Raw genomic sequence first — 19,375 nt, forward strand, 5'->3', positions numbered from 1 at the left:
TCGGTCGGTTCCGGCGCATGAACGGTAGCCGTGCGGGCGGGGCAGCCCTGTCAGACGGCGTCGCCCTCGCCGTCATCCGCGCCGTCGGTGCCGCCGTGCGCCGGGAACAGGACCCGCAGCGAGAACCACCGGTCGTCGGCCGTGATGGCGACCGCGCCGCCGTACGCCGCCGCGGCGGTCTCGATGTTGCGCAGCCCGTAGCCGTGGCCCCTGCCGCGCTGGCGGGTCACGATGCGATCCCCGTCGCGCAGGACCACCCCGTCGAAGGTGTTCTCGATGCGCACCATCGCGAAGTCGTCCTGGGCGAAGACCGCGAACCGGATCACCCGCAGATCCTCCGCCGACACCCGTGCCGCACCCTCGATGGCGTTGTCGAGCGCGTTGCCGACGAGAGAGGTGAGCTCGAGCGGACGCATGAACGAGAGGAGGGCGCCGTCGGCCACGACCGATACCTCGATGCCCCGCTCACCGGCGCGCGCGAGCTTCGCCGTCACGATCGCGTCGAGCACGTGGTTGCCGGTGCGCACCACGGCGCCGTAGCGGCGGATCGACTCCTCGAGGCCGTCGAGCATCCGCGCACGGGTCGTGGCATCCTGCTCCGACCGGATCGCATCGAGATGGTGCTTCATGTCGTGATGCTTGCGGTTCACCTCGTCGATCGACCGTCGGGTGATCTCGTACTGGTCGTGCTGACTGCGCAGCAGCTGCGCCATCGCCTCGGCATCCCGCCGCGCCGCGGATTCGCGATGGATGCGCAGCTGGACGTGCAGCGCGATGAAGCCACTGAGGTCGACGAGGGTGCGAATGTAGAGGATCTCGGTGCCGAAGCGGCCGCTGAATGGCGTGTCCGTGGTCACGAAGCTGAGGTTGGAGATCGCGAAAGTCGCGACGGCGATCGCCATCGCGCCGACCAGCTGCGTGCCCCCGACGTCGAAGCGCTCCGCCCGACTGAACTGGCGGCGCTCCGCGTACCCGACGACCCCGAGGCCTGCGGTGTAGACGACCGCCGCCGCGGCCAGCTGCGAATATGGATCGCCGAGTCCGTCGTAGAACCGGTTGAGCTGCCAGAAGCCGGAAGCCACGAGCTCCGCGAGCACGAAGGTGCGCGCGAGCACGAAGCCCGCTCCCCGCGCCGAGGTGTCCAGCCCGAGATAAACGAAGCCGAACATGGTCGCCGCGGCGAGCAGCATCCCCGGGATCCACCATGCGATCGGCAGCGTGCCCGCCCACAGCTGCACCGCCAGCAGCATCCCCAGCGCGAGGATGCAGAGGCCGATCGTCGCCAGCCACCCGAACCGTCGTCGGGCGACGAAGATGTACACGAGGCAGGCGCCCCATTCCGCGATCGCCGTGAGGTACCGCGGGATCTCGGCGAGGACCGGCCCCTCGACGCCGTTCACGCCGAGATTCCGCGCGAACCGACGTACTCGGCGAGGGCGGCGTAGAACTCCCGTTTCCGAGGTCGGCTGATGGGGAGGCTGCCGCCCCCGCGGATGCGGCAGTCGTTGCCGTCGATGCCGGTCACGTGTCGCAGGTTCACGAGCAGGCCGCTGTGGCAGCGCAGGAACCCCTTGTCGGCCAGCTGCGCCTCCATCGCCTTCAACGTCGTCGCGATGCTGAACGTGCCGTCGAGCGTGTACAGCTCGACGCGGTGACGGATCGATTCGATGTAGCGGATGTCGTCCACGGCGACGCGGTGGTGCACGCCGTCGGTCGCGGTGAAGAGCAGCTCCCGCCGCGACCGCCGTTGCAGCCGCGTGAGGATCCGCGACATCTCCTGCTCGAACGACGCATAGGCCACCGGCTTCAGGAGATAGCTGAGGGCGTCGACCTCGTACCCGCCCACCGCATAGTGCGGCGAGCTCGTGATGAAGACGATGATGACCTCGGAGTCGACCTCGCGGATGCGGCGGGCGGCCGCCATGCCGTCGACCCGGGGCATCTGCACGTCGAGGAACAGCACGTCCCAGTCGGGACGGTAGTCGGCGAGGACGTCAGCCCCGTCGTGGAAGGCGGCGATATGGAACCGCTCGCCCTGGTCGCGCTGGAAGCGGTCCAGGTGCGAGAGCAGTCGCTCGATGGCGGCACCGTCGTCCTCGACGATTCCGATGCGGATCATTCCGCCTCCGTTCTCCGATCAGCTGAAGCCGACGACTCGCCGTGCCACATGGTAGGCGAGGTTCGTCGCCCGTCGTCCCGCCTGCCCCGGCAGATTACTGGTCGCCCCGAGCAGGCTCCGGCGCATGCGCGTGTACAGCCAAGGGTTCTCCGCCCTGACCTCATGCCAGAACAGATCCCGCTGCTGCAGGTGCGCGGCCGTGCCACCGCGGGCGAGGGTGGCGCTGGTCACCGCGCAGACGCCCTCGAGGTGATGGAGCATCGCCCGATGCAGCTGCCGCGGCACCCCGCCAGCGGCGAGGTCGGCGTGGGACGGGAGGGTGGCGAGAGCGAGCCGGTTCACGCGCAGCTGCTGATCGACGCGGCGCACCATGACCTCGGGCGCGACCGACTGCCCCTCGCGCCCGATGAAGTAGCGGTACAGCGGCACCGGCAGGTAGCTCATGCGCCGGAGCCGGGCGAACGGCTGCAGCACGAAGAGGTTGTCGACGTAGAAGGTGTGCTCCGGGAGGGCGAGCCCGACGTCGCGCAGCAGCTGCGTGCGGTAGACGATGGCGTGCATCATCAGCACCTGGCGTCGACCGAAACGCTCGGTGTCGGACCACTCGAACACGCGCCCCTCGGGAAAGACTGAGTCGAAGCGGGCGGCCTTCGGCGACTTGCCCAGGCGCTCGTGGACGAAGTCCGTGAAGACGGCGTCGACCTCGGTGCCCGTCTCGCGCAGCACGTCGAGGTGGGCGACGAGCAGTCGCAGCGACCGGATGTCGAGCCAGTCATCAGCGTCGAGCACCTTGAAGTAGTCGCCGCGGGCAGAGGCCAGCCCGGTGTTGATGGCCCCGCCGTGGCCACGGTTCTCCTGGCTCACCACGCGGATGCTCTCGGGGCTGCGTGCCGCCCACGCCTCGGCGACCTCGCGCGTGCCGTCGGTGGAGCCGTCGTCCACGACGACGACCTCGATGCCGCGCACGGCACCCAGTCCGTCGAGCGCGCGCCCGAGGTAGGCCGCCGCGTTGTAGGCAGGGACGATCACGGACAGCGCGGGCACACGGTCCATTCTCCCGGATGCGGTGATCACTTCACGGCACCGTCCGCCGTCGCTTCGGCGGCCGCGGCTTCCGTCTCGGCCTCGACCGGCACCTGACGGAAGATCACGCGGAAGATCGGGTAGAAGACCCAGAAGCTGATCGCCGAGTTGATGATCATCGTGAGCACGTCGGCGACGACCGAGCCGGTGGAGCCCCAGCCGAGCGTGACCATGAAGAAGTCGTAGATCGGCGCCTTGTAGAACCCCTGCGCGGCGGCCGCGACGAAGGTGATGACGATGTACGCGAGCGTGTACCAGCCGGCCGCGATCCACACCGAGGTGTTCGACTTGAACGTGATGTTGCGCTGCAGGAAGAAGTTGATCACCTGGGCGATGAGCAGGGTGATCTGCACGGCGAGGAAGTAGGCGAGCCCGCCGCCTCCGCCCGGCAGGGCACCCGCCGCGTAGTCGAACATGTAGTACTGGCTGCCGTCGACGTTGGAACCGACGGGCAGAGCCTGGAAGCCCACATCCGTGAGACCCGTGAAGGTCGCGAAGCCCCAGCGGAAGATCGGCATCAGCGCGAGCTGCAGGACGGTGACGCCGTTGGAGAGCACGAGGAACATCAGGAACTTCGACAGCTCGGGGCGGCCATCCTGAAAACCGGTCCACCAGTTCTTGATCGCGGTGAACATCAGATACTCCTCTTCGTGGCTGCGGCGTCGAACGCCTTCTTCGTCGCCTTCTCGTCGCGGCGTCCGCCGAAGTACGCGGCGATCACCCGCCCCAGCCCTCGGATCGTCTTCCCGTTCACCAGCGTGAGGACGGCGGCGGTGAGACGGCGCGTCGCCAGTCCCCCGCTCATCTTCGAGATGACCCGGAACGGCCCGTTCAGCAGGAACAGGATGTTCAGGTCGGGTTTGCCCGCCGCCTCCGCCTTGCGGCGGCGACTGTCGAGGAGGCGGAAGCCGGCGCGGGCCAGAGGGCTCCTCGCCGTCGCGAGTCGGTCCATCGGGTCGTTCTCGGCGAGCGGCCCCGCGCCCCAGGCGGAATCCGGGAGCGCACGGCCGAGCATCGCGGCGAACGTGTTGTCGTCGACGCGCGCGGTCGGCAGCGCAGCGGGCAGCGTGGCCGACTCAGAGGCGGTCACACCTTCGCGCGTGATCGTCGCACGCACCGGGAGGTCGCGCACGTGGGAGCCCACGGCCACCTCGTACTCGCCCGCCTCGACCTGCCACGCGTTCGCGGCGGCATCGAAGTACCGGAAGGTGCGCGGGCCGAAGGGGATGCGGAGGCGCCGCGACTCCCCGGCCGCGAGACGCACCTTCGCGTAGCCCTTGAGCTCGCGCACGGGCCGGCTCACCCCGGAGGCGCCGAGCCGCGCCACGTAGAGCTGGGCGACGTCGCTGCCGTCGCGGTCGCCGGTGTTGGTGACCGTGACCTCGACGCCCTCGGCATCCGCCACGAGCTCGGAGTACGAGAAGGTCGTGTACCCCAGGCCGAAGCCGAACGGGAAGGCCACGGGGACCTCGGCGGTCTCGTAGTAGCGGTAGCCGACGAACGGTCCCTCGCGGTACTCGGCCGTGCGCCCCGCGCTCGGGAACATCCCGGCGGTCGGGGTGTCGGCGAGGCGGAGCGGCATCGTCTCGGCGAGGCGTCCGCCGGGTTCCACGGCGCCGGTGAGCACGTCGGCGATGGCCTCGGCGCCCGCCTGTCCGCCGAGGTAGGCGTGCAGCAGCGCGGCCGCATCCTCGGCCCACGGCGTCTCCACGACGCCACCGGCGCTGAGCACCACGACCGTGCGCGGGTTCGCCGCCCGCACCTCGCGGAGGAGGCGCACCTGCTCGGCCGGCAGCTGCAGGGTGGAGCGGTCGAGCCCCTCGGACTCGGCGATCTCGGGCAGGCCGAGCGCGAGGACCACGACCTCGACGCGGCAGGCGAGCGCGACGGCCTCGCGGTGGAGATCGTCGTCGCGGATGCCGTCGCGGCGGAAGCCCTCGGCGACGCCCTCCAGCTTCAGCGTCGATGCGCCGACCGCGTCGACGAGTGTGGGGACCCGCGTCGCGTTGACGAGCGAGGAGCCGGCGCCCTGGTAGCGGGGCGCGGTCGCGAAGGCGCCGATCAGCCCGACCGAGGTGCCACCCGCGAGGGGCAGCAGCGCGTCGTCGTTGCGCAGGAGCACGGCCGACTCGGCGGCGGCCCGGCGGGCGAGCGCGTGGTGGGCGTCGAGGTCGACCGAGGCGCGCGGCTGCGCGGTGACCCGGCGCACGAGGTCGATGACCTCGGCCGCACGGGCATCCACATCGGCCTCCGACAGCTCACCGGACTCGACGGCCGCGACGATCTGCCGCACCGAGTCGAATCCGGGCGCCGGCATCTCGATGGTGCCGCCGGCCGCGGCAGCCGCCACGGCGTCGTTGCTGCCACCCCAGTCGGAGACGACCGCACCGGAGAAGCCCCACTCCTGGCGGAGGATGTCGATCAGCAGGTGCGCGTTCTCGTGCGCGTACGCCCCGTTGACCAGGTTGTACGACGACATGATGCCCCACGGGGAGGCCTCGCGCACGACGATCTCGAACGCGGTCAGGTAGATCTCGCGGAGCGTGCGCTCGTCGATGACGGAGTCGCTGACCATGCGGCGCAGCTCCTGGCTGTTCACCGCGAAGTGCTTGGGCGTGGCCGCCACACCCTCGGACTGGATGCCGCGGACGTAGGCCGCCGCGAGGCGACCCGACAGCTCGGGATCCTCGGAGAAGTACTCGAAGCTGCGGCCACCGAGGGGGCTGCGCTTGATGTTGAGCCCGGGGCCGAGCAGCACTCCGACGCCCTGCGACGAGGCCTCGCGGCCCAGAGCCGTGCCGATCTCCTCGGCGAGCTCGTCGTCCCAGCTGCCGGCCACGGTCGCGGCGGTGGGGAAGCAGGTCGCGGGCTCGGAGCCGTTGATGCCGAGGTGGTCGGCCGAGCCGACCTGCCGCCGCACGCCGTGGGGGCCGTCGGCCATCCAGACCGCGGGGATGCCGGCGCGTTCGATGGCACGCGTCTGCCAGGTGTTCGCCCCGCTGAGCAGCGCGGCCTTCTCGAGAAGGCTCAGGCTCGCGACGAGTGCGGTGGTTTCTTTCACGATGGGTCTTTCTGTGTCGATCAGGGCATCGCCGGGGCGGGCGAGCACACGCCCGCCCCGGCGATCACGGTCTAGCGAACGGTGACCGTGGTGCGCGCGTTGTGCCGCCGCACGCGGAGGATCACCATCACCACACCGGCGAGGATCAGCAGTCCGAGCACCGACGAGATGACGATCTGCCACACCACCCAGGCGGGCGGGGTGTACGCGACCGTCGCACCCGGCGCCAGTCCGTCCATCGCGTTGGAGTTCGCGACGGTGAACAGGATGTTGTGCGTCGAGTCACGGATGTCGGCGACCGCCTTGGCGGAGCTCGCGTCGTTGAACGACTTCGACGGCTGGAAGGTCAGCATCAGGTCGGACCCGGCATGGATGCCCTCGTTGGGGTTCATGTACGGGTACAGGTTGAAGTCCGTGATGGCGAAGCCCTCGAACCCCCACTCGCCACGCAGCACCGTGTCCATGAGCGCGACCGAGCCGCCGGCCCACGTGGCGCCGATGCGGTTGAACGAGCTCATGATGCCGGCTGCACCGATCGTGGTCTCCGACACCGTGCCCTCGTGATCCGAGAGGTACTTCACGTCCATCGAGATGTTCTTGATCCCGATCTCGAACGGCTTGAGGTAGACCTCGCGGATCGCCTGCTCGGTGGCCCAGGTCGCGATGCCGTTGTTGACGCGGTTCGTCTCCTGCTCGTTCATCGCGTAGTGCTTGATCGTCGTGTAGACGCCCTTGGTGCCGACACCGTTCGCGACGGCGGTGAGCATCTGACCGGACAGCAGCGGGTCCTCCGAGTAGTACTCGAAGTTGCGGCCCGCGAACGGCGAGCGGTGCAGGTTGACCGCGGGTGCGTACCAGCCGTTGATGTCCTTGAACAGCGCCTCGTTGCCGAGCATGACGCCCATGGCCGTGCCGAGGTCGACATCCCACGTCTGCGCGATGAGCACCTCCGACGGGTAGGCGGTGCCGTTGATGGCCGAGTTGATGAACGACGAGAACCCGGCGGGTCCGTCCGGCTCCAGCGTCTGCGGCTTGCCGATCGAGCCGATCGCGGCCGTCTGGTAGGCGCCGTTGAGGAGCATCGCCGTCATGTCGTTCACGCTCAGCGAGTCGAGCAGCTCGTCCCACTTCGGGTCGTCCTTGGCGAGGCCGCGCATGTCGATCAGCGAGAGGTCGCTGCCCGCGCCGGTCGTGGGCATGTCGCCCTCGAAGGCTTCGGCCGCACCCTCGTGATCCCAGACGGCGAAGCCGTCGGCGACCGCGTCGTCGGCGACCAGCATGTCGCCGGTCGGAGCCGTCGGGAAGGTGCCGGCGAAGTCCGCGCGGGACATCACCGGGATCTTGCCGGCCTCACCGGTGGTCGTGAACTGCGCCGACACGTCGTCGAACTGGTTCGTGACGGCCTCGAGGTCGGATGCGCGGTGGTCGTCACCGGTGTAGATGACGTCTTCGCTCACGGTGTACGCGATCGGCTGGGTGCCGGCGGCGACCGTGTGCGAGTCCTCGCGGACGCTGAGGACGTAGTCGCCCGCATCCAGGACGTAGGCCTTCTCGTCGAGGTAGTCGTACGACGCCATGTCCTCGACGGCGAGCTCGATCGTCACCGACTCGGTCGCGCCGGGCGCGATGTCACCGGTCTTGGCGAAGCCGCCGAGCACGACGGCCGACTTCTCGACGCCACCGGGCGTGTACGGGGCCGAGTAGTACAGCTGCACCACATCGCGTCCCGCGACCGCGCCAGTGTTGGTCACGTCGACCGTCACCGCGATGGTGCCGTCGACCTCGCCGAGCTCGGTGTTCGACACCGCCCAGGAGAAGTCCGTGTAGCTGAGGCCGTGTCCGAAGGGGTAGACGACGGCGGCGTCGTAGTCGATGAAGCCCTCGACCGCCGCGGTCTCGTAGTAGCGGTAGCCGACGTAGATGCCCTCGGCGTAGTTCACGAACGGCGCCTCGTCGGTGACGGTCGCGTTCGACGTCGCGCTCTCGGTGACGGGCACCGGGTAGTTCGGGGCGACGTTGTCGTAGAGGAAGTTGCCGAAGTTGACGAAGGTCGGGTCGGCCGTGAAGTCGGCAGCCCACAGGTCGACCGTGCGACCGGAGGGGTTGACCTCGCCGTTCAGGATGCGCCCGAGCGCGTTGAACGCGGTCGATCCGGGCGAGCCGGCGAGGAGGATCGCGTCGACACCCTGGTCGTTCTGCAGGTCGCCGAGCTCGAGCGTGGTCGAGGCGTTGATGACGACGACGACCTTGTCGAAGCTCTGCTTGGCGAGGTCGAGCAGGTCGCGCTCGTCCTTGTTGAGCTCGAGCTGGTGCTGGCCGGGCTGGGCGTTGTCGTCCCAGTCGGTCATGTCCTGCGTGAGGTCGCCGCCCTCGCCGCCGGGGCGTCCGATGAAGACGACGGCCGCGTCGCCGAACTGGGCGAACGTCGAGGCCTGCTCCTGGTAACCCGCGATCGGCATCTCGCCGATGTTGTAGGTCGAGATGTCGGGGCGATCCATCTCGATGTAGCCGCGCGGGTTCTCGGCCGCGTAGGCCTCGATGGCCGCGTAGGCGGGGTCGTTGACGGCGAAGCCGGCGTTCTCGAGACCCATGCGCGCCGTGACGGCGGAGTTGGTGTCGACCGAGCCGGAACCGGAGCCGCCGTACACGGGGTCGGCCGCGGCGCGGCCCAGCATGGTGAGCTGCGCGCCGGAGGCGAGCGGGAGGGCTGCGCCGTCGTTCTTCGCGAGGACGATGCCGCCGGCACCGATCTCTTCGACGAGCCCGAGGGCTGCGGCATCCACCGCCTCGAGGTCGGGGTAGTCGGCCTCGTAGTACTCGGTGTCCCAGTCTTCGGACTCTTCGGAGTTCGTGAACGTGTAGGTGCCCGAACCGAGCTGCGAGGCGATCCATCCGGTCGCCACGTTCATGGCGACGTTGGCGACCACGACCACGACGGTCACGAGCGCGAGCAGGGGTACCCAGATCCACAGGTACTTCTTGTTGGACATCGGCATCGCGCTCGCCTTGTCCTTGGCCGTTCGGGCGTTCACTTCGGTTCTCCTTCGGTACTGCGATTACGGGTTGCGGAGGGAGGGCCGCCGACGCCGGTGACGCCCGCAGGCGTAAGGGTCGGCGGCCGCTCCGTCACTCCGAGGCCTGAGTGATGTTGCCGTCCTGGTCGATCTGCCAAGTCTCACCGGTCTCGGCGGACTCCGCCTCGATGACGTACTTGCCGTCGGCGATGTCGACCGTGCCGGTCACGCGCTTCGCCGCCTCGCTCTTGACGAACGGCATCACCAGGAGGCCGTACTTCTGCGTCGGCTGCTTGACGTCACCGGCGAGCATGACCTGCTTCCAGTCCGGGTTCTCGGCGAGCGCGTCGACGATCGCCTGACGGGCGGTCTCGAGGTCGGTCGCGACATCGGCGGTCTCGGACTTCGAGCCGCTCTCGCTGCTCTCGCTGTTCGAGCTGTTCGAGCCACCCGTCGTGGTGCCCGCGTCGCCCGCGCACCCGGCCAGGCCGAAGGTGCCGGTGGCGAGGATGACCGCCGCGAGGACTCCCGCGCGCAGTTTGGTGCTGTTCATTTCTGCTCCTTTTCCTGTCCGACGGGGCGCCCCGTCGGTTTCTGCATCGACGGCATGGCCGGCGTGATCAGGCGCCGGCCATGCCTGTGGCGATCTCCGCCTACTTCTTGATCACGCCCGAGTAGTTCAAGCCGAAGCCGAACTTCCAGTCGTTGCCCTCGGCGTCGACATAGGTGTCCATGTCTTCCGGCACGTCTTCGAGCTGTCCTTCGACCGCGTCCATGTCGAGCGGGAAGCCGATCGGCAGACGGCCCTGGGGCTCGTGCTCACCGGCCGCGACCGTCAGGGTCGCCTCGTCGCTCACGCCGAATCCGACGAGGACGACGTTCGACTTCTCCTCGAACTCCGCCGGGACGACGGGGTTGTTGGCCTTGACGACGGTGACGACGGGGATGTCGGCACCGCTCGCCTCGACCGCGGCGACCGCACGGTTGAACGCGTCGATGTCGGCGGCGTTCGAGATGCGCGAGGTGTTGCCGAAGTACGAACGGTTCTCCTTCGATCCGTCGGCGAGCACGTCGCCGCTGATCGAGGTCTTGCGCACGTTGTCGCCGTCGGCCGTGTACGGCGCCCACTGCAGCGAGAACGGGTACCACTCGCCCGACTCGGCGTCGTGACCAGCGGCCGAGAAGTTGTTGCCGTTGTTCGGCGAGCGCAGGCCCACGAACACGGCATCCACGTCGCTCAGGTCGGGCGCGGTCATGGAGATGACCTTGCCGTCGGCGTCGAGCTCGACGGTGTCGGTGACGACCTTGCCGAAGATGCCCTCGGCCGCTTCGATGCTCAGCGTCGCGCCCTCAGAGTACTCCGGCGGGCCGAAGAGACCGGGGTTGCCCACGTCGAACGTGTGCGGGATGTACACGGTCTTGTCCGACCAGTCGGCGTCCTCCGCCACGGTGCCGTCGTTCTTCAGCATCACGACCGAGTCGAGCTGGGCGTCGAAGCCGGCCTCGACGTTGGCCTTGCTGCCGACCGTCTTCTCGGACTTCTCGAGGTCGACGAACGGGCTGTCGAACAGTCCTGGCGCGAAGTAGGCGGTGAGGATGCGGGCACCGGACTCCGCCCAGCGGGCGTCGGCGTCCTGGTCGACCTCGCCGGCTTCGAACCGCTCGTTCCAGAGGTCGTACGCCTGGAGGAGGAAGGTGGCGTCGTTGACGCCGCCGAACATGTCGACGCCGTTCTGGAGCACCGTGAAGTAGCGCTCGACCGGGTCCATGTCCTCGGCACCCCACGCGGTGGCGATGAACGCGTCGGGGTCGTTCGCGCCGGTCATGACGCCCCAGTCGGTGACGATCGCACCGGTGAAGCCGACCTCGTCGCGGATCATCTTCAGCGCCTCGGCGTTGTACGCCGTGCCGACGGCCTCGTCGCCGAGCAGCGGGTTGCCCTCGCCGTCGAGCATGATCGAGTAGTTCGTCATCATGCCGAGCGAGTCCGACGCCGCGGCGAACACGGAGGCGTGCTCTTCGAGGTTGTCGCCGGGGAAGACCTCGTACTTGCCCACCGCGGTGTGCGACTCACGGCCGCCCTCGCCCGCGCCGTCACCCGGTGCGTGCTTGATGGTGGTCGGCACGGAGTCGGTGCCCCATCCGATGTTCTCGCCGTCTTCGTCGTAGGTGCTCTGGAAGCCCGTGACGTAGGCCGCGGCCAGCTCCTTCGCGAGCTCCGAGTCCTCGCCGAGGGTTCCGGAGACGCGCAGCCAGCGCGGCTCGGTGGCGAGGTCGATCTGCGGGCTGAGGGCGTTCGAGATGCCCAGCGCGCGGTACTCCGAGGAGACCACGCGGCCGAACTCCTCCATGGTCTCGGCCGAGAAGGTCGACGCGAGGCCCAGGACCGACGGCCAGAGCGAGACGCCGGATCCGGTCTCGGTGTAGGTCGAGTTCGACTGTGCCTCCGAGCGGGGGTCGGACGAGAAGTTCGCCGGGATGTAGGGCAGCTCGGGGGTGGCGAGGCTCTCGACGTGGGCCTGGATCGCGTTGACCCAGGTCACGTTCTCCTCGACATCCGAGCCACCGGCGTTGAGCACGTTGCGCAGGTTGTCCTCGGACAGGTAGGTCTTCTGCGCGTCGGTCAGACCGTCGCCCGGCGACCGCTCGTGCGAGCTGAAGAGCATGAGGCCCGAGATCTGCTCGGCGGTGAGCGTCTCGGCGTAGGCGGCGGCGCGCTCGGCCGGCTTGACGCGCCAGTCCTCGAACGTGTCCAGCTTGTCATTGCCGTTCAGATCTTTGAACGCGTAGGTCGAGCCGTTCTCCTCCACCTCGAGGATCTCGATCGAGCTGTCTGCGGAGTACGACAGCGTGGCGCCGCCGTGGGGGTTCTCGATGACCACGAAGTCCGTGGTGCCGTCCGTCGCATCGCGCGACGTGTACGCTGCTGGTTCTTCGGATCCGGACGTGCATCCGGCGAGGGTGAGCGCGAGGCCGAAGCCCGTGACCAGCGCGATCCCCTTCTTTGGCATGGCCTTCATTGGCCGTTCCTTTCGTCATCGACAGACATCCGCACGCGCCGTGCGCGAGGATGCTGGCCCCGCCTCTGGGGCCGTAGCCGTGACCGTCGCACTGCGAAGCCGCCGGGCATGCCGGTGATCGCACAGTCGGGACGGTTGTGCTGAATCGATCGTTCTACGGGCGGCTCATCGGGCGAGAGCGGAACGCACGATCGGTCGTTTCCGTCACATGTTCTGTCATCCGAGCCCGGAAAACCGCGGATTTCGTGACGGTTCCGTGACCTGATCCGCACTCTGACCCGCGCCCTCGCGGCCCGCTCCCCGATTTATTCACGTGAATCCATCACCGATATTCAGGCGTAGGCTGGAGAGAAGGACGGACCGTCCGAGAAGATCTCCCGGCACCGTGCCCGCCCGGAAGTGGAGTCACTCGTGGCTCAGTACGACGTCTCGAACCGCTCGGCGATCGTGACGGGAGCAGGCAGCGGAATCGGCCGCTCGACCGCTCTCCTGCTGGCGAAGAACGGCGCATCGGTCGTGGTCAACGACCTGAACGCCGAGCACGCGAACGCTGTCGTCGAAGAGATCCGCGCGGCCGGCGGCATCGCCGAGGCCTCGATCGGTGACGCGACGGATGCGGCGTGGATCGCCTCTTCGGTCGAACTCGCGAACACCCTCGCCCCGCTGCGCATCGGCGTCAACAACGCCGGCATCGGTGGCGCATCCGCTCCCACCGCGGAGTACGAGGACGAGGCCTGGGACAAGGTCATCGCCATCAACCTCAACGCGGTGTTCCGCAACATGAAGGCGCAGATCCCGTCGATCCTCGCGAACGGCGGCGGATCGGTCGTGAACATCGCGTCGATCCTGGGCAGCGTCGGCTTCGCCGGATCCCCCGCGTACGTCGCCGCGAAGCACGCGGTCGTCGGCATGACCAAGTCCGCCGCGCTCGAGTACTCCGCGCAGGGTGTGCGCGTGAACTCGGTGGGCCCCGGCTTCATCGACACCCCGCTGCTGGCGAACATGGGCGACGAGGCGAAGGACTTCCTCGTGTCGAAGCACCCGATCGGACGCCTGGGCCAGGCCGACGAGGTCGCGAACCTCATCGTGTTCCTCGCCAGCGACGCCGCCAGCTTCGTCACCGGCAGCTACCACCTGGTCGACGGCGGATACACCGCCCTCTGAGGCGTACCTCCGCGCACCCCGCGGGGCCTACAGTCCTTCCGCGATCTCCTTGATCGCGGCGAGGCGGCGGTCCCACTCGCGGCCGATCACGTCGAGCTTCGCGGCGGTGGCGGAGAGCTCGGCGCCGACGACGCGGAAGCGCACTTCCCGGCCGACGCGCACGGGTTCGACCAGGCCGACCTCCTGCAGCACGGCGAGGTGCTTCGCGATCGCCTGTCGAGACACCGGAAGGCTCTCGGCGAGGGCGGATGCCGAGGCATCCCCCTCGCCGAGAGCCGTCAGGATGCTCCAGCGCGTCTCGTCCGCGAGCGCCGCGAACATGGGCAGCAGGGTCTCTGTGGTCACGCTTCGCCTTCCACCAGGGCGACCATCTTGTCGAGCTCCAGGTCCCAGCCCGTGCGGTGCGACTCGAGGTTGCCGCGCGGGTCGGACGTGCGCTCGAAGCCGCTCTCGACGACCGTCAGGCGGGTACCACCGTCAGCCTCCTCGAGCGTGAAGGTGAAGACGGTCGAGGTCGCCTCGTCGATGCTGTCGGGGAGCTTCCCGAGGGCGTCGTCGTTGTTCCAGCGGTACGTGATGCGCCGCGGCTCGTCGTACTCCTCGACCCGCAGCGGGATCACGTCGTAGTCGGGGAACGTCATCGTGCCGGTCGCGCCGACGCCGGCGCCGTCGAGCACGGTGCGCCCGAACCAGCGGGAGACGTGCTCGGGTTCGGCCACGGCTCGCCACACCTTCTCGACGGGGGCCGCGATCTGGATGCTGCGCCGAACGGAGAAGGTCTCCTCGTCGACGACGGATGCCTCGTTGTGGGTCATGTTCACCATGATGGATCCTTTCGGAGTCTCGCGCTGGCCGGTCGACCAACTGCAACTCCAGAGTTGCACACGGGTTCCGGCTGCGCAACCCCCGAGTTGCAGTAAGCACGGTGGCGCTACCCCCGCGGGCGGCGCTTCTCCAGGAACCCGGCGAGCAGCACGGCGACGAGGGCGGCGACCGGGGCGACGAGCAGCCCGGCGCGCAGGCTCTCGGTCTCGGCGATGTACCCCACGAACGGGGGCGACAGCAGGAACCCGAGGCGCAGCAGCCACGACACGACCGTGAGTCCGACGCCCGGCCGCAGCCCCGGCAGCTCGTCGGCGGCGTGCATCGCGGCGGGGATGAGCGTCGCGATGCCGAAGCCGACGGCCGCGAAGCCGAGGATCGTGCCCGGCACGGTCGGGAAGGCGAGCGCGAGCGTCATGCCCACCGCCGCGATGATGCCGCCGACCCGTGCGACCCAGCGCTGCCCGAACCGGTCGGTGAGCGGGTCGCCGAGCATCCGCCCGATGAACTGCGCGCCGACCAGGGCGATGAAGCCGAGCGGAGCGATCGCCGCCGCAGCCCCGAGCGAGTCGGCGAGGTACAGGGTCGCCCAGGAGTTCCCGGCATCCTCGGCGACGGCGCCTGCCATCGCGATGAGGGTGAGCGCGATGATCGCGATCACGGTGCGCGGGGTCACGTGGCGACGCAGCGCCCCCGTCACCTCGGCCGGGGCGGCGGCGGCATCCGTCTCGGTCTCGTCGTCACGGCCGGGGAGGCAGAACCGCAGGGCCACGAGGGCCACGGTAGCGAACACGGCGGTCGAGATGCCGAGGTGCACACCCAGGGGCAGCTGCAGGGCGATCGCGACGGCGGCCATCGCCCCACCGATCACGGCGCCGATCGACCAGATCGCGTGGAAGCCGTTGATGATCGAGCGCCCGTAGCGCCGCTGCACGCGGAGGCCGTGGGCGTTCTGCGCCACATCCGTGATGGCGTCGGATGCTCCGCCGAGGAACAGCGCGACGGCGAACAGCACGCCCGAGGGGGCGAGGGCGGCGGAGAGCAGGCCGAGGCTGGTGAGCACGGTGCCGATCACGGCGATGCGCGCCGAGCCGAACCTGCGGATCAGCACGGCGGCCAGGAGCCCGGCGGCGATGGCCCCCGCGGGGAAAGCGGCGATCGCGAAGCCGTAGCCGAGGTTGTCGAGTCCGAGTCCCGCCTTGATCTCCGGGTAGCGCGGCAGGATGTTCGCGAACAGCGCCCCGTTGGTCAGGAACAGGGCGGAGACGGCGATGCGGGCGCGCCGGGACGCCCGGTCCGGAGCCGTTCGTCGAATCGATTCGATTGAAGCCATGCCTACGATCGTAACGGTCTGGCGCGCGCTCCTTATCCGCACCGGCTCATCGCCACAACCCCGTACCCGCCACCCGCTGCCGGACATACGCTCGACCCATGACCGCACTCACCCAGCCCACCGGCGACGAAGAGGCGCTGCGCGCCCTCCCCCGAGACGATGGATCGGCGCCGCGGGCGCTTGTGCTGGGCGCGACGGGATACGTCGGCGGGCGACTGACCCCGCGGCTGCTGAACGCCGGCTACCGGGTGCGGGTGCTGGCGCGCGACGCCGCCCGCGCGGCATCCTTCCCCTGGGGCCCCGACTGCGAGATCGTCGAGGGCTCGGCCGACGATGCGGATGCCGTCGCCGCGGCCATGGACGACGTCGACGTCGTGTACTACCTGATCCACTCGATGACCGCCGGCAAGGGGTTCGAGGAGAGCGACGAGAGCGCAGCGACGACCGTGGCCGAGGCCGCGGCCCGCGCGGGTGTGCGGCGCCTCGTCTACCTGGGCGGGCTGCATCCGGATGACGTGAAGCTGTCGCCCCATCTGCGCTCCCGGGTGCGCGTGGGCGAGATCTTCCTGCAGTCGGGCGCGCCGACGCTCGTGCTGCAGGCGGGGGTCGTGATCGGGTCGGGGTCGGCGTCGTTCGAGATGATCCGGCACCTCACCGACGTGCTGCCGTACATGCCGGCGCCGAAGTGGGTGCGCAACCGCATCCAGCCGATCGCCGTGCGCGACGTGCTGCACTATCTCCTCGGCGCCGCCCGGGTCGACGCCGACGTGAACCGCGCGGTCGACATCGGCGGACCCGACGTGCTGCGCTACGGACAGATGATGAACGGTTACGCGGTCGAGGCCGGTCTGCCCCAGCGGGCGATCGCCGCGCTGCCGGTGCTGACTCCCGGTCTCGCTTCACACTGGGTCAACCTCGTGACGCCCGTTCCCCGCTCGATCGCCCGCCCGCTCGTGGCGTCGCTGCAGAACGAGTGCATCATGAAGGACCACGCGGTCGACGAGCTGATCCCGCAGCCGGAGGGCGGCCTGACGCCGTGCCGACGAGCCGTCGACCTCGCTCTCGGCCGGGTCGACGCCGACGCGATCGAGACGAGCTGGCAGGATTCCGAGGTCTCGGGCGCTCCCAGCGATCCGCTGCCGAGCGACCCGGACTGGGCGGGCCGTACCGTCTTCACCGACGCGCGCACGCTCGTCACCTCGGCATCCGTCGACCGGCTGTGGTCGGTGGTGCTGGGCATCGGCGGGACGAACGGCTGGTACTCGTCACGGTTCCTCTGGGCGGTGCGCGGGTTGATGGATCGCGTGGTCGGCGGGGTGGGCCTGCGCCGGGGTCGCCGCAGCCAGACGATCGCCCGCGTGGGCGACGCGATCGACTTCTGGCGCGTCGAAGCCGTCGAGGAACCAGGCGCGGCGACCGAATCATCGGCGGCGAGCGGTGGGCTGCTGCGGCTCCGTGCCGAGATGAAGGTGCCCGGCGAGGCCTGGCTCGAGCTGCGTGCGCTCCCCGACGCCGCCGGCGCCCGCTACGAGCAGCGGGCGATCTTCTTCCCGCGCGGGCTCAGCGGTCGGCTGTACTGGCTCGCGGTGCTGCCCTTCCACGGGCTGATCTTCGCCAGCATGGCCTCGCGGATCACCGCTGCGGCCGAGAGCGCCTGACGCCGGGAATCACGCCTCCCGCGGTCGCTCCGCATCCGGCGCTGCATCCGCCACCCCATCCGGCGCCGCATCCGGCGCTGCCGAACCGTCGAGCGCCGCGTCGACCACGGCATCCACCTCGGCCGGCGGGATGATGTCGATCGCCTCGGTGGCCGCCTCGTAGACCTCGGCCAGCGTCTCGTCGACGGTCGACTCATCGATCCAGGCGAGGTCGTCTTCGGAGTGGTCGTACTCGACGGGCACGAGCGCGAAGTCGTCGCCGTACTCCTCGAGCCCCGCCATCACGCTGTGGCGCACGGCGGCGCGGGCGTAGCGGTCGCGCAGGATCAGCGGATCGCGCCGCAGATCCTTCATGAACGCGATCATCATGAAGCCCATGATGATCGCGAACGGCAGCGCCGCGATGATCGTCACATTCTGCAGCGACTTCAGCCCGCTCCCCTCCTCGCCGGTGACGAGCAGCACGGCCGCGATCACGCCGACCAGGACACCCCAGACGACCGCGACCCAGCGCGCCGGCTCGGGGCGGCCCTGCTGCGAGAGGGTGCCCATCACGAGCGAGGCGGAATCCGCGCCGGTGACGAAGAAGATGGCGATCAGCAGGATGAGCACGATGCTCGTGATCAGCGGGAACGGCAGGTTCTCGAGCACGCCGAACAGCACTTCCTCCGGCGGGTCGACGGCGAGGTTCGCGCCGTCCATCTGCTGCTGGATCGCCGTGGTGCCGAAGATCGCGAACCAGATGAGCGAGATGACCGAGGGCACCACGATGACGACCGACACGAACTGGCGCAGGCTCCGACCGCGCGAGATCTTCGCGATGAACATGCCGACGAACGGCGACCACGAGATCCACCATGCCCAGTAGAAGATGGTCCAGCTCGACAGGAACGTCTGCGCCGCCTCGCCCTGCGACGCCGACCGGCCGATCATCTGCGGCAGGTCGCCGATGAACTGCACGGCGACCGAGGGGATCACGTTGAGGATGAGCAGCGTCGGTCCGACGAAGAACACGAAGAACGCCAGCAGCAGCGCGACGACGGCGTTGATGTTCGACAGTGCCCGGATGCCCTTGGAGACGCCCGACACCGCCGAGGCGATGAAGCACGCGGTGAGCACGGCGATGACCGCGATGAGGATGCCGTTGCCGACCGGCCCGATGCCGGTGACGATCTCGACGCCGTGCCCGATCTGCAGGGCGCCGAGGCCGAGGGATGCTGCGGTTCCGAAGAGCGTGACGATGATCGAGAAGATGTCGATCGTGCGGCCGAGGGGTCCGGCCGTGCGGCCCTCGCCCAGCAGCGGGGCGAAGATCGACGAGATCAGCGGGGTGCGGCCGCGGCGGTAGGCGCCGTACGCGATGGCGCCGCCGACGAGCGCGTAGAACGCCCAGGCCTGGGGACCCCAGTGGTACAGCACCTGCGTCTGCGCCGTGTGCATGGCGTCGAGGGTGCTCGCCTCGACCGTGCCGGGCGGCGGGCTCTCGAAGAAGGTGAGCGGCTCGGCCGCGCCCCAGAACACCAGGCCGATGCCCATGCCGGCGGCGAACAGCATCGAGATCCACGAGAACATCGAGTACTCGGGCTCTTCGTCGTCGCGGCCGAGGGGGATGCGACCGTAGCGGCTGAAGCCGACGAACAGCATGAACACCAGGATGATCGTGGCGATGGTCGTGAAGAAGAACCCGAAGTACTCCACCACCCAGGCGAGCACGGCCGATGTCGTGCCCGAGAGGTTGTCACCGGCGAAGACGCCCCACGCGATGAAGGCGACCGTGAGCGCCACCGCGACGCCGAACACGAGTGCGTCGGTGCGGTAGGTGCGGCCGGTCTCCTCGACCGAGACGCCGGGCACGAGAGCCGGATGCACGCTGCGCGGAGGGACGGCCGCGATGTCGCGGACGATCTTCTTCGCGGCCTCGGTGGCCTTGGCCGGGAGGCGGTTCACGCCCGTGCCGACGGCATCCGTGCGGGGGCGCGGCGGGGTGCTTCCTGCGGAGCGTGCGGGCGGCTTCTCGTCAGGGGTCTCCATGGCACACCATCCTGTCACGCGATATACCGACTCGTGGATTCGAAAACCCAGGCCAGCCGTGCGATCCGCG

The 19,375-nt window shown here is 69.3% G+C and carries 14 protein-coding genes; 2 read left to right on the top strand and 12 right to left on the bottom strand.

Annotated features, from left to right (window positions below):
- Nucleotides 1-50 precede the first annotated feature (50 nt).
- The 8 genes from J7E45_RS18190 to J7E45_RS08535 all read right to left on the bottom strand — a co-directional run bounded on the left by J7E45_RS18190 (nt 51) and on the right by J7E45_RS08535 (nt 12,297).
- Entirely contained in the window at nt 51-1,400 is a 1,350-nt protein-coding gene (locus J7E45_RS18190) for a GHKL domain-containing protein (RefSeq protein WP_167633768.1), read from the bottom strand.
- Nucleotides 1,397-2,119: a LytTR family DNA-binding domain-containing protein gene (locus J7E45_RS08505; RefSeq protein WP_029264036.1), complete on the bottom strand. Its 723-nt coding sequence runs from the start codon at nt 2,117-2,119 to the stop codon at nt 1,397-1,399. The genes J7E45_RS18190 and J7E45_RS08505 overlap by 4 nt, the downstream gene beginning before the upstream one ends.
- An 18-nt stretch (nt 2,120-2,137) precedes the next feature.
- Nucleotides 2,138-3,163: a glycosyltransferase family A protein gene (locus J7E45_RS08510; RefSeq protein ID WP_244175966.1), complete on the bottom strand. Its 1,026-nt coding sequence runs from the start codon at nt 3,161-3,163 to the stop codon at nt 2,138-2,140.
- 26 nt (nt 3,164-3,189) lie between these two features.
- Nucleotides 3,190-3,837, bottom strand: coding sequence for a hypothetical protein (locus J7E45_RS08515; protein ID WP_091033018.1), 648 nt, complete (start codon nt 3,835-3,837; stop codon nt 3,190-3,192).
- Complete coding sequence (locus tag J7E45_RS08520; RefSeq protein ID WP_308162082.1) at nt 3,837-6,263, bottom strand: glycoside hydrolase family 3 C-terminal domain-containing protein; 2,427 nt, start codon at nt 6,261-6,263, stop codon at nt 3,837-3,839. The genes J7E45_RS08515 and J7E45_RS08520 overlap by 1 nt, the downstream gene beginning before the upstream one ends.
- 71 nt (nt 6,264-6,334) lie before the next feature.
- Nucleotides 6,335-9,295, bottom strand: coding sequence for a glycoside hydrolase family 3 C-terminal domain-containing protein (locus J7E45_RS08525; RefSeq protein WP_308162083.1), 2,961 nt, complete (start codon nt 9,293-9,295; stop codon nt 6,335-6,337).
- Between the two features lie 94 nt (nt 9,296-9,389).
- Nucleotides 9,390-9,830 carry a hypothetical protein gene (locus J7E45_RS08530; RefSeq protein ID WP_091033020.1) on the bottom strand — a complete coding sequence of 147 codons (441 nt, stop codon included), beginning with the start codon at nt 9,828-9,830 and terminating at the stop codon, nt 9,390-9,392.
- Nucleotides 9,831-9,930: 100 nt separating this feature from the next.
- Nucleotides 9,931-12,297 carry a glycoside hydrolase family 3 N-terminal domain-containing protein gene (locus J7E45_RS08535; protein WP_215068497.1) on the bottom strand — a complete coding sequence of 789 codons (2,367 nt, stop codon included), beginning with the start codon at nt 12,295-12,297 and terminating at the stop codon, nt 9,931-9,933.
- Nucleotides 12,298-12,708: 411 nt separating this feature from the next.
- Between J7E45_RS08535 and J7E45_RS08540 the strand changes: the two genes are divergently transcribed.
- The gene (locus tag J7E45_RS08540; RefSeq protein WP_215068498.1) at nt 12,709-13,461 is read left to right on the top strand and encodes an SDR family NAD(P)-dependent oxidoreductase; all 753 of its coding nucleotides are present in this window, start codon (nt 12,709-12,711) and stop codon (nt 13,459-13,461) included.
- Between the two features lie 27 nt (nt 13,462-13,488).
- On the opposite strand, the gene J7E45_RS08545 is transcribed toward J7E45_RS08540, so the two are convergent.
- From J7E45_RS08545 to J7E45_RS08555, 3 genes are all read right to left on the bottom strand, one after another.
- Nucleotides 13,489-13,806: a metalloregulator ArsR/SmtB family transcription factor gene (locus J7E45_RS08545; RefSeq protein ID WP_308162084.1), complete on the bottom strand. Its 318-nt coding sequence runs from the start codon at nt 13,804-13,806 to the stop codon at nt 13,489-13,491.
- Nucleotides 13,803-14,285, bottom strand: a complete 483-nt coding sequence (locus tag J7E45_RS08550) for an SRPBCC domain-containing protein (RefSeq protein ID WP_215068499.1) — start codon at nt 14,283-14,285, stop codon at nt 13,803-13,805. Before J7E45_RS08550 ends, J7E45_RS08545 begins: the two co-directional genes overlap by 4 nt.
- A gap of 107 nt (nt 14,286-14,392) precedes the next feature.
- On the bottom strand, nt 14,393-15,616 hold the full coding sequence (locus tag J7E45_RS08555; RefSeq protein ID WP_215068500.1) for an MFS transporter: 1,224 nt from the start codon (nt 15,614-15,616) through the stop codon (nt 14,393-14,395).
- Nucleotides 15,617-15,714: 98 nt separating this feature from the next.
- On the opposite strand from J7E45_RS08555, the gene J7E45_RS08560 reads away from it, so the two are divergent.
- Nucleotides 15,715-17,274, top strand: coding sequence for an SDR family oxidoreductase (locus J7E45_RS08560; protein ID WP_215068501.1), 1,560 nt, complete (start codon nt 15,715-15,717; stop codon nt 17,272-17,274).
- Nucleotides 17,275-17,283: 9 nt separating this feature from the next.
- On the opposite strand, the gene J7E45_RS08565 is transcribed toward J7E45_RS08560, so the two are convergent.
- Nucleotides 17,284-19,305 (bottom strand): BCCT family transporter, encoded by a 2,022-nt coding sequence (locus J7E45_RS08565; protein WP_215068502.1) that lies wholly within the window; start codon nt 19,303-19,305, stop codon nt 17,284-17,286.
- Nucleotides 19,306-19,375 lie beyond the last annotated feature (70 nt).

Source organism: Microbacterium sp. ISL-59 (assembly GCF_018613945.1).
Classification (GTDB): Bacteria; Actinomycetota; Actinomycetes; order Actinomycetales; family Microbacteriaceae; genus Microbacterium; species Microbacterium oxydans_B.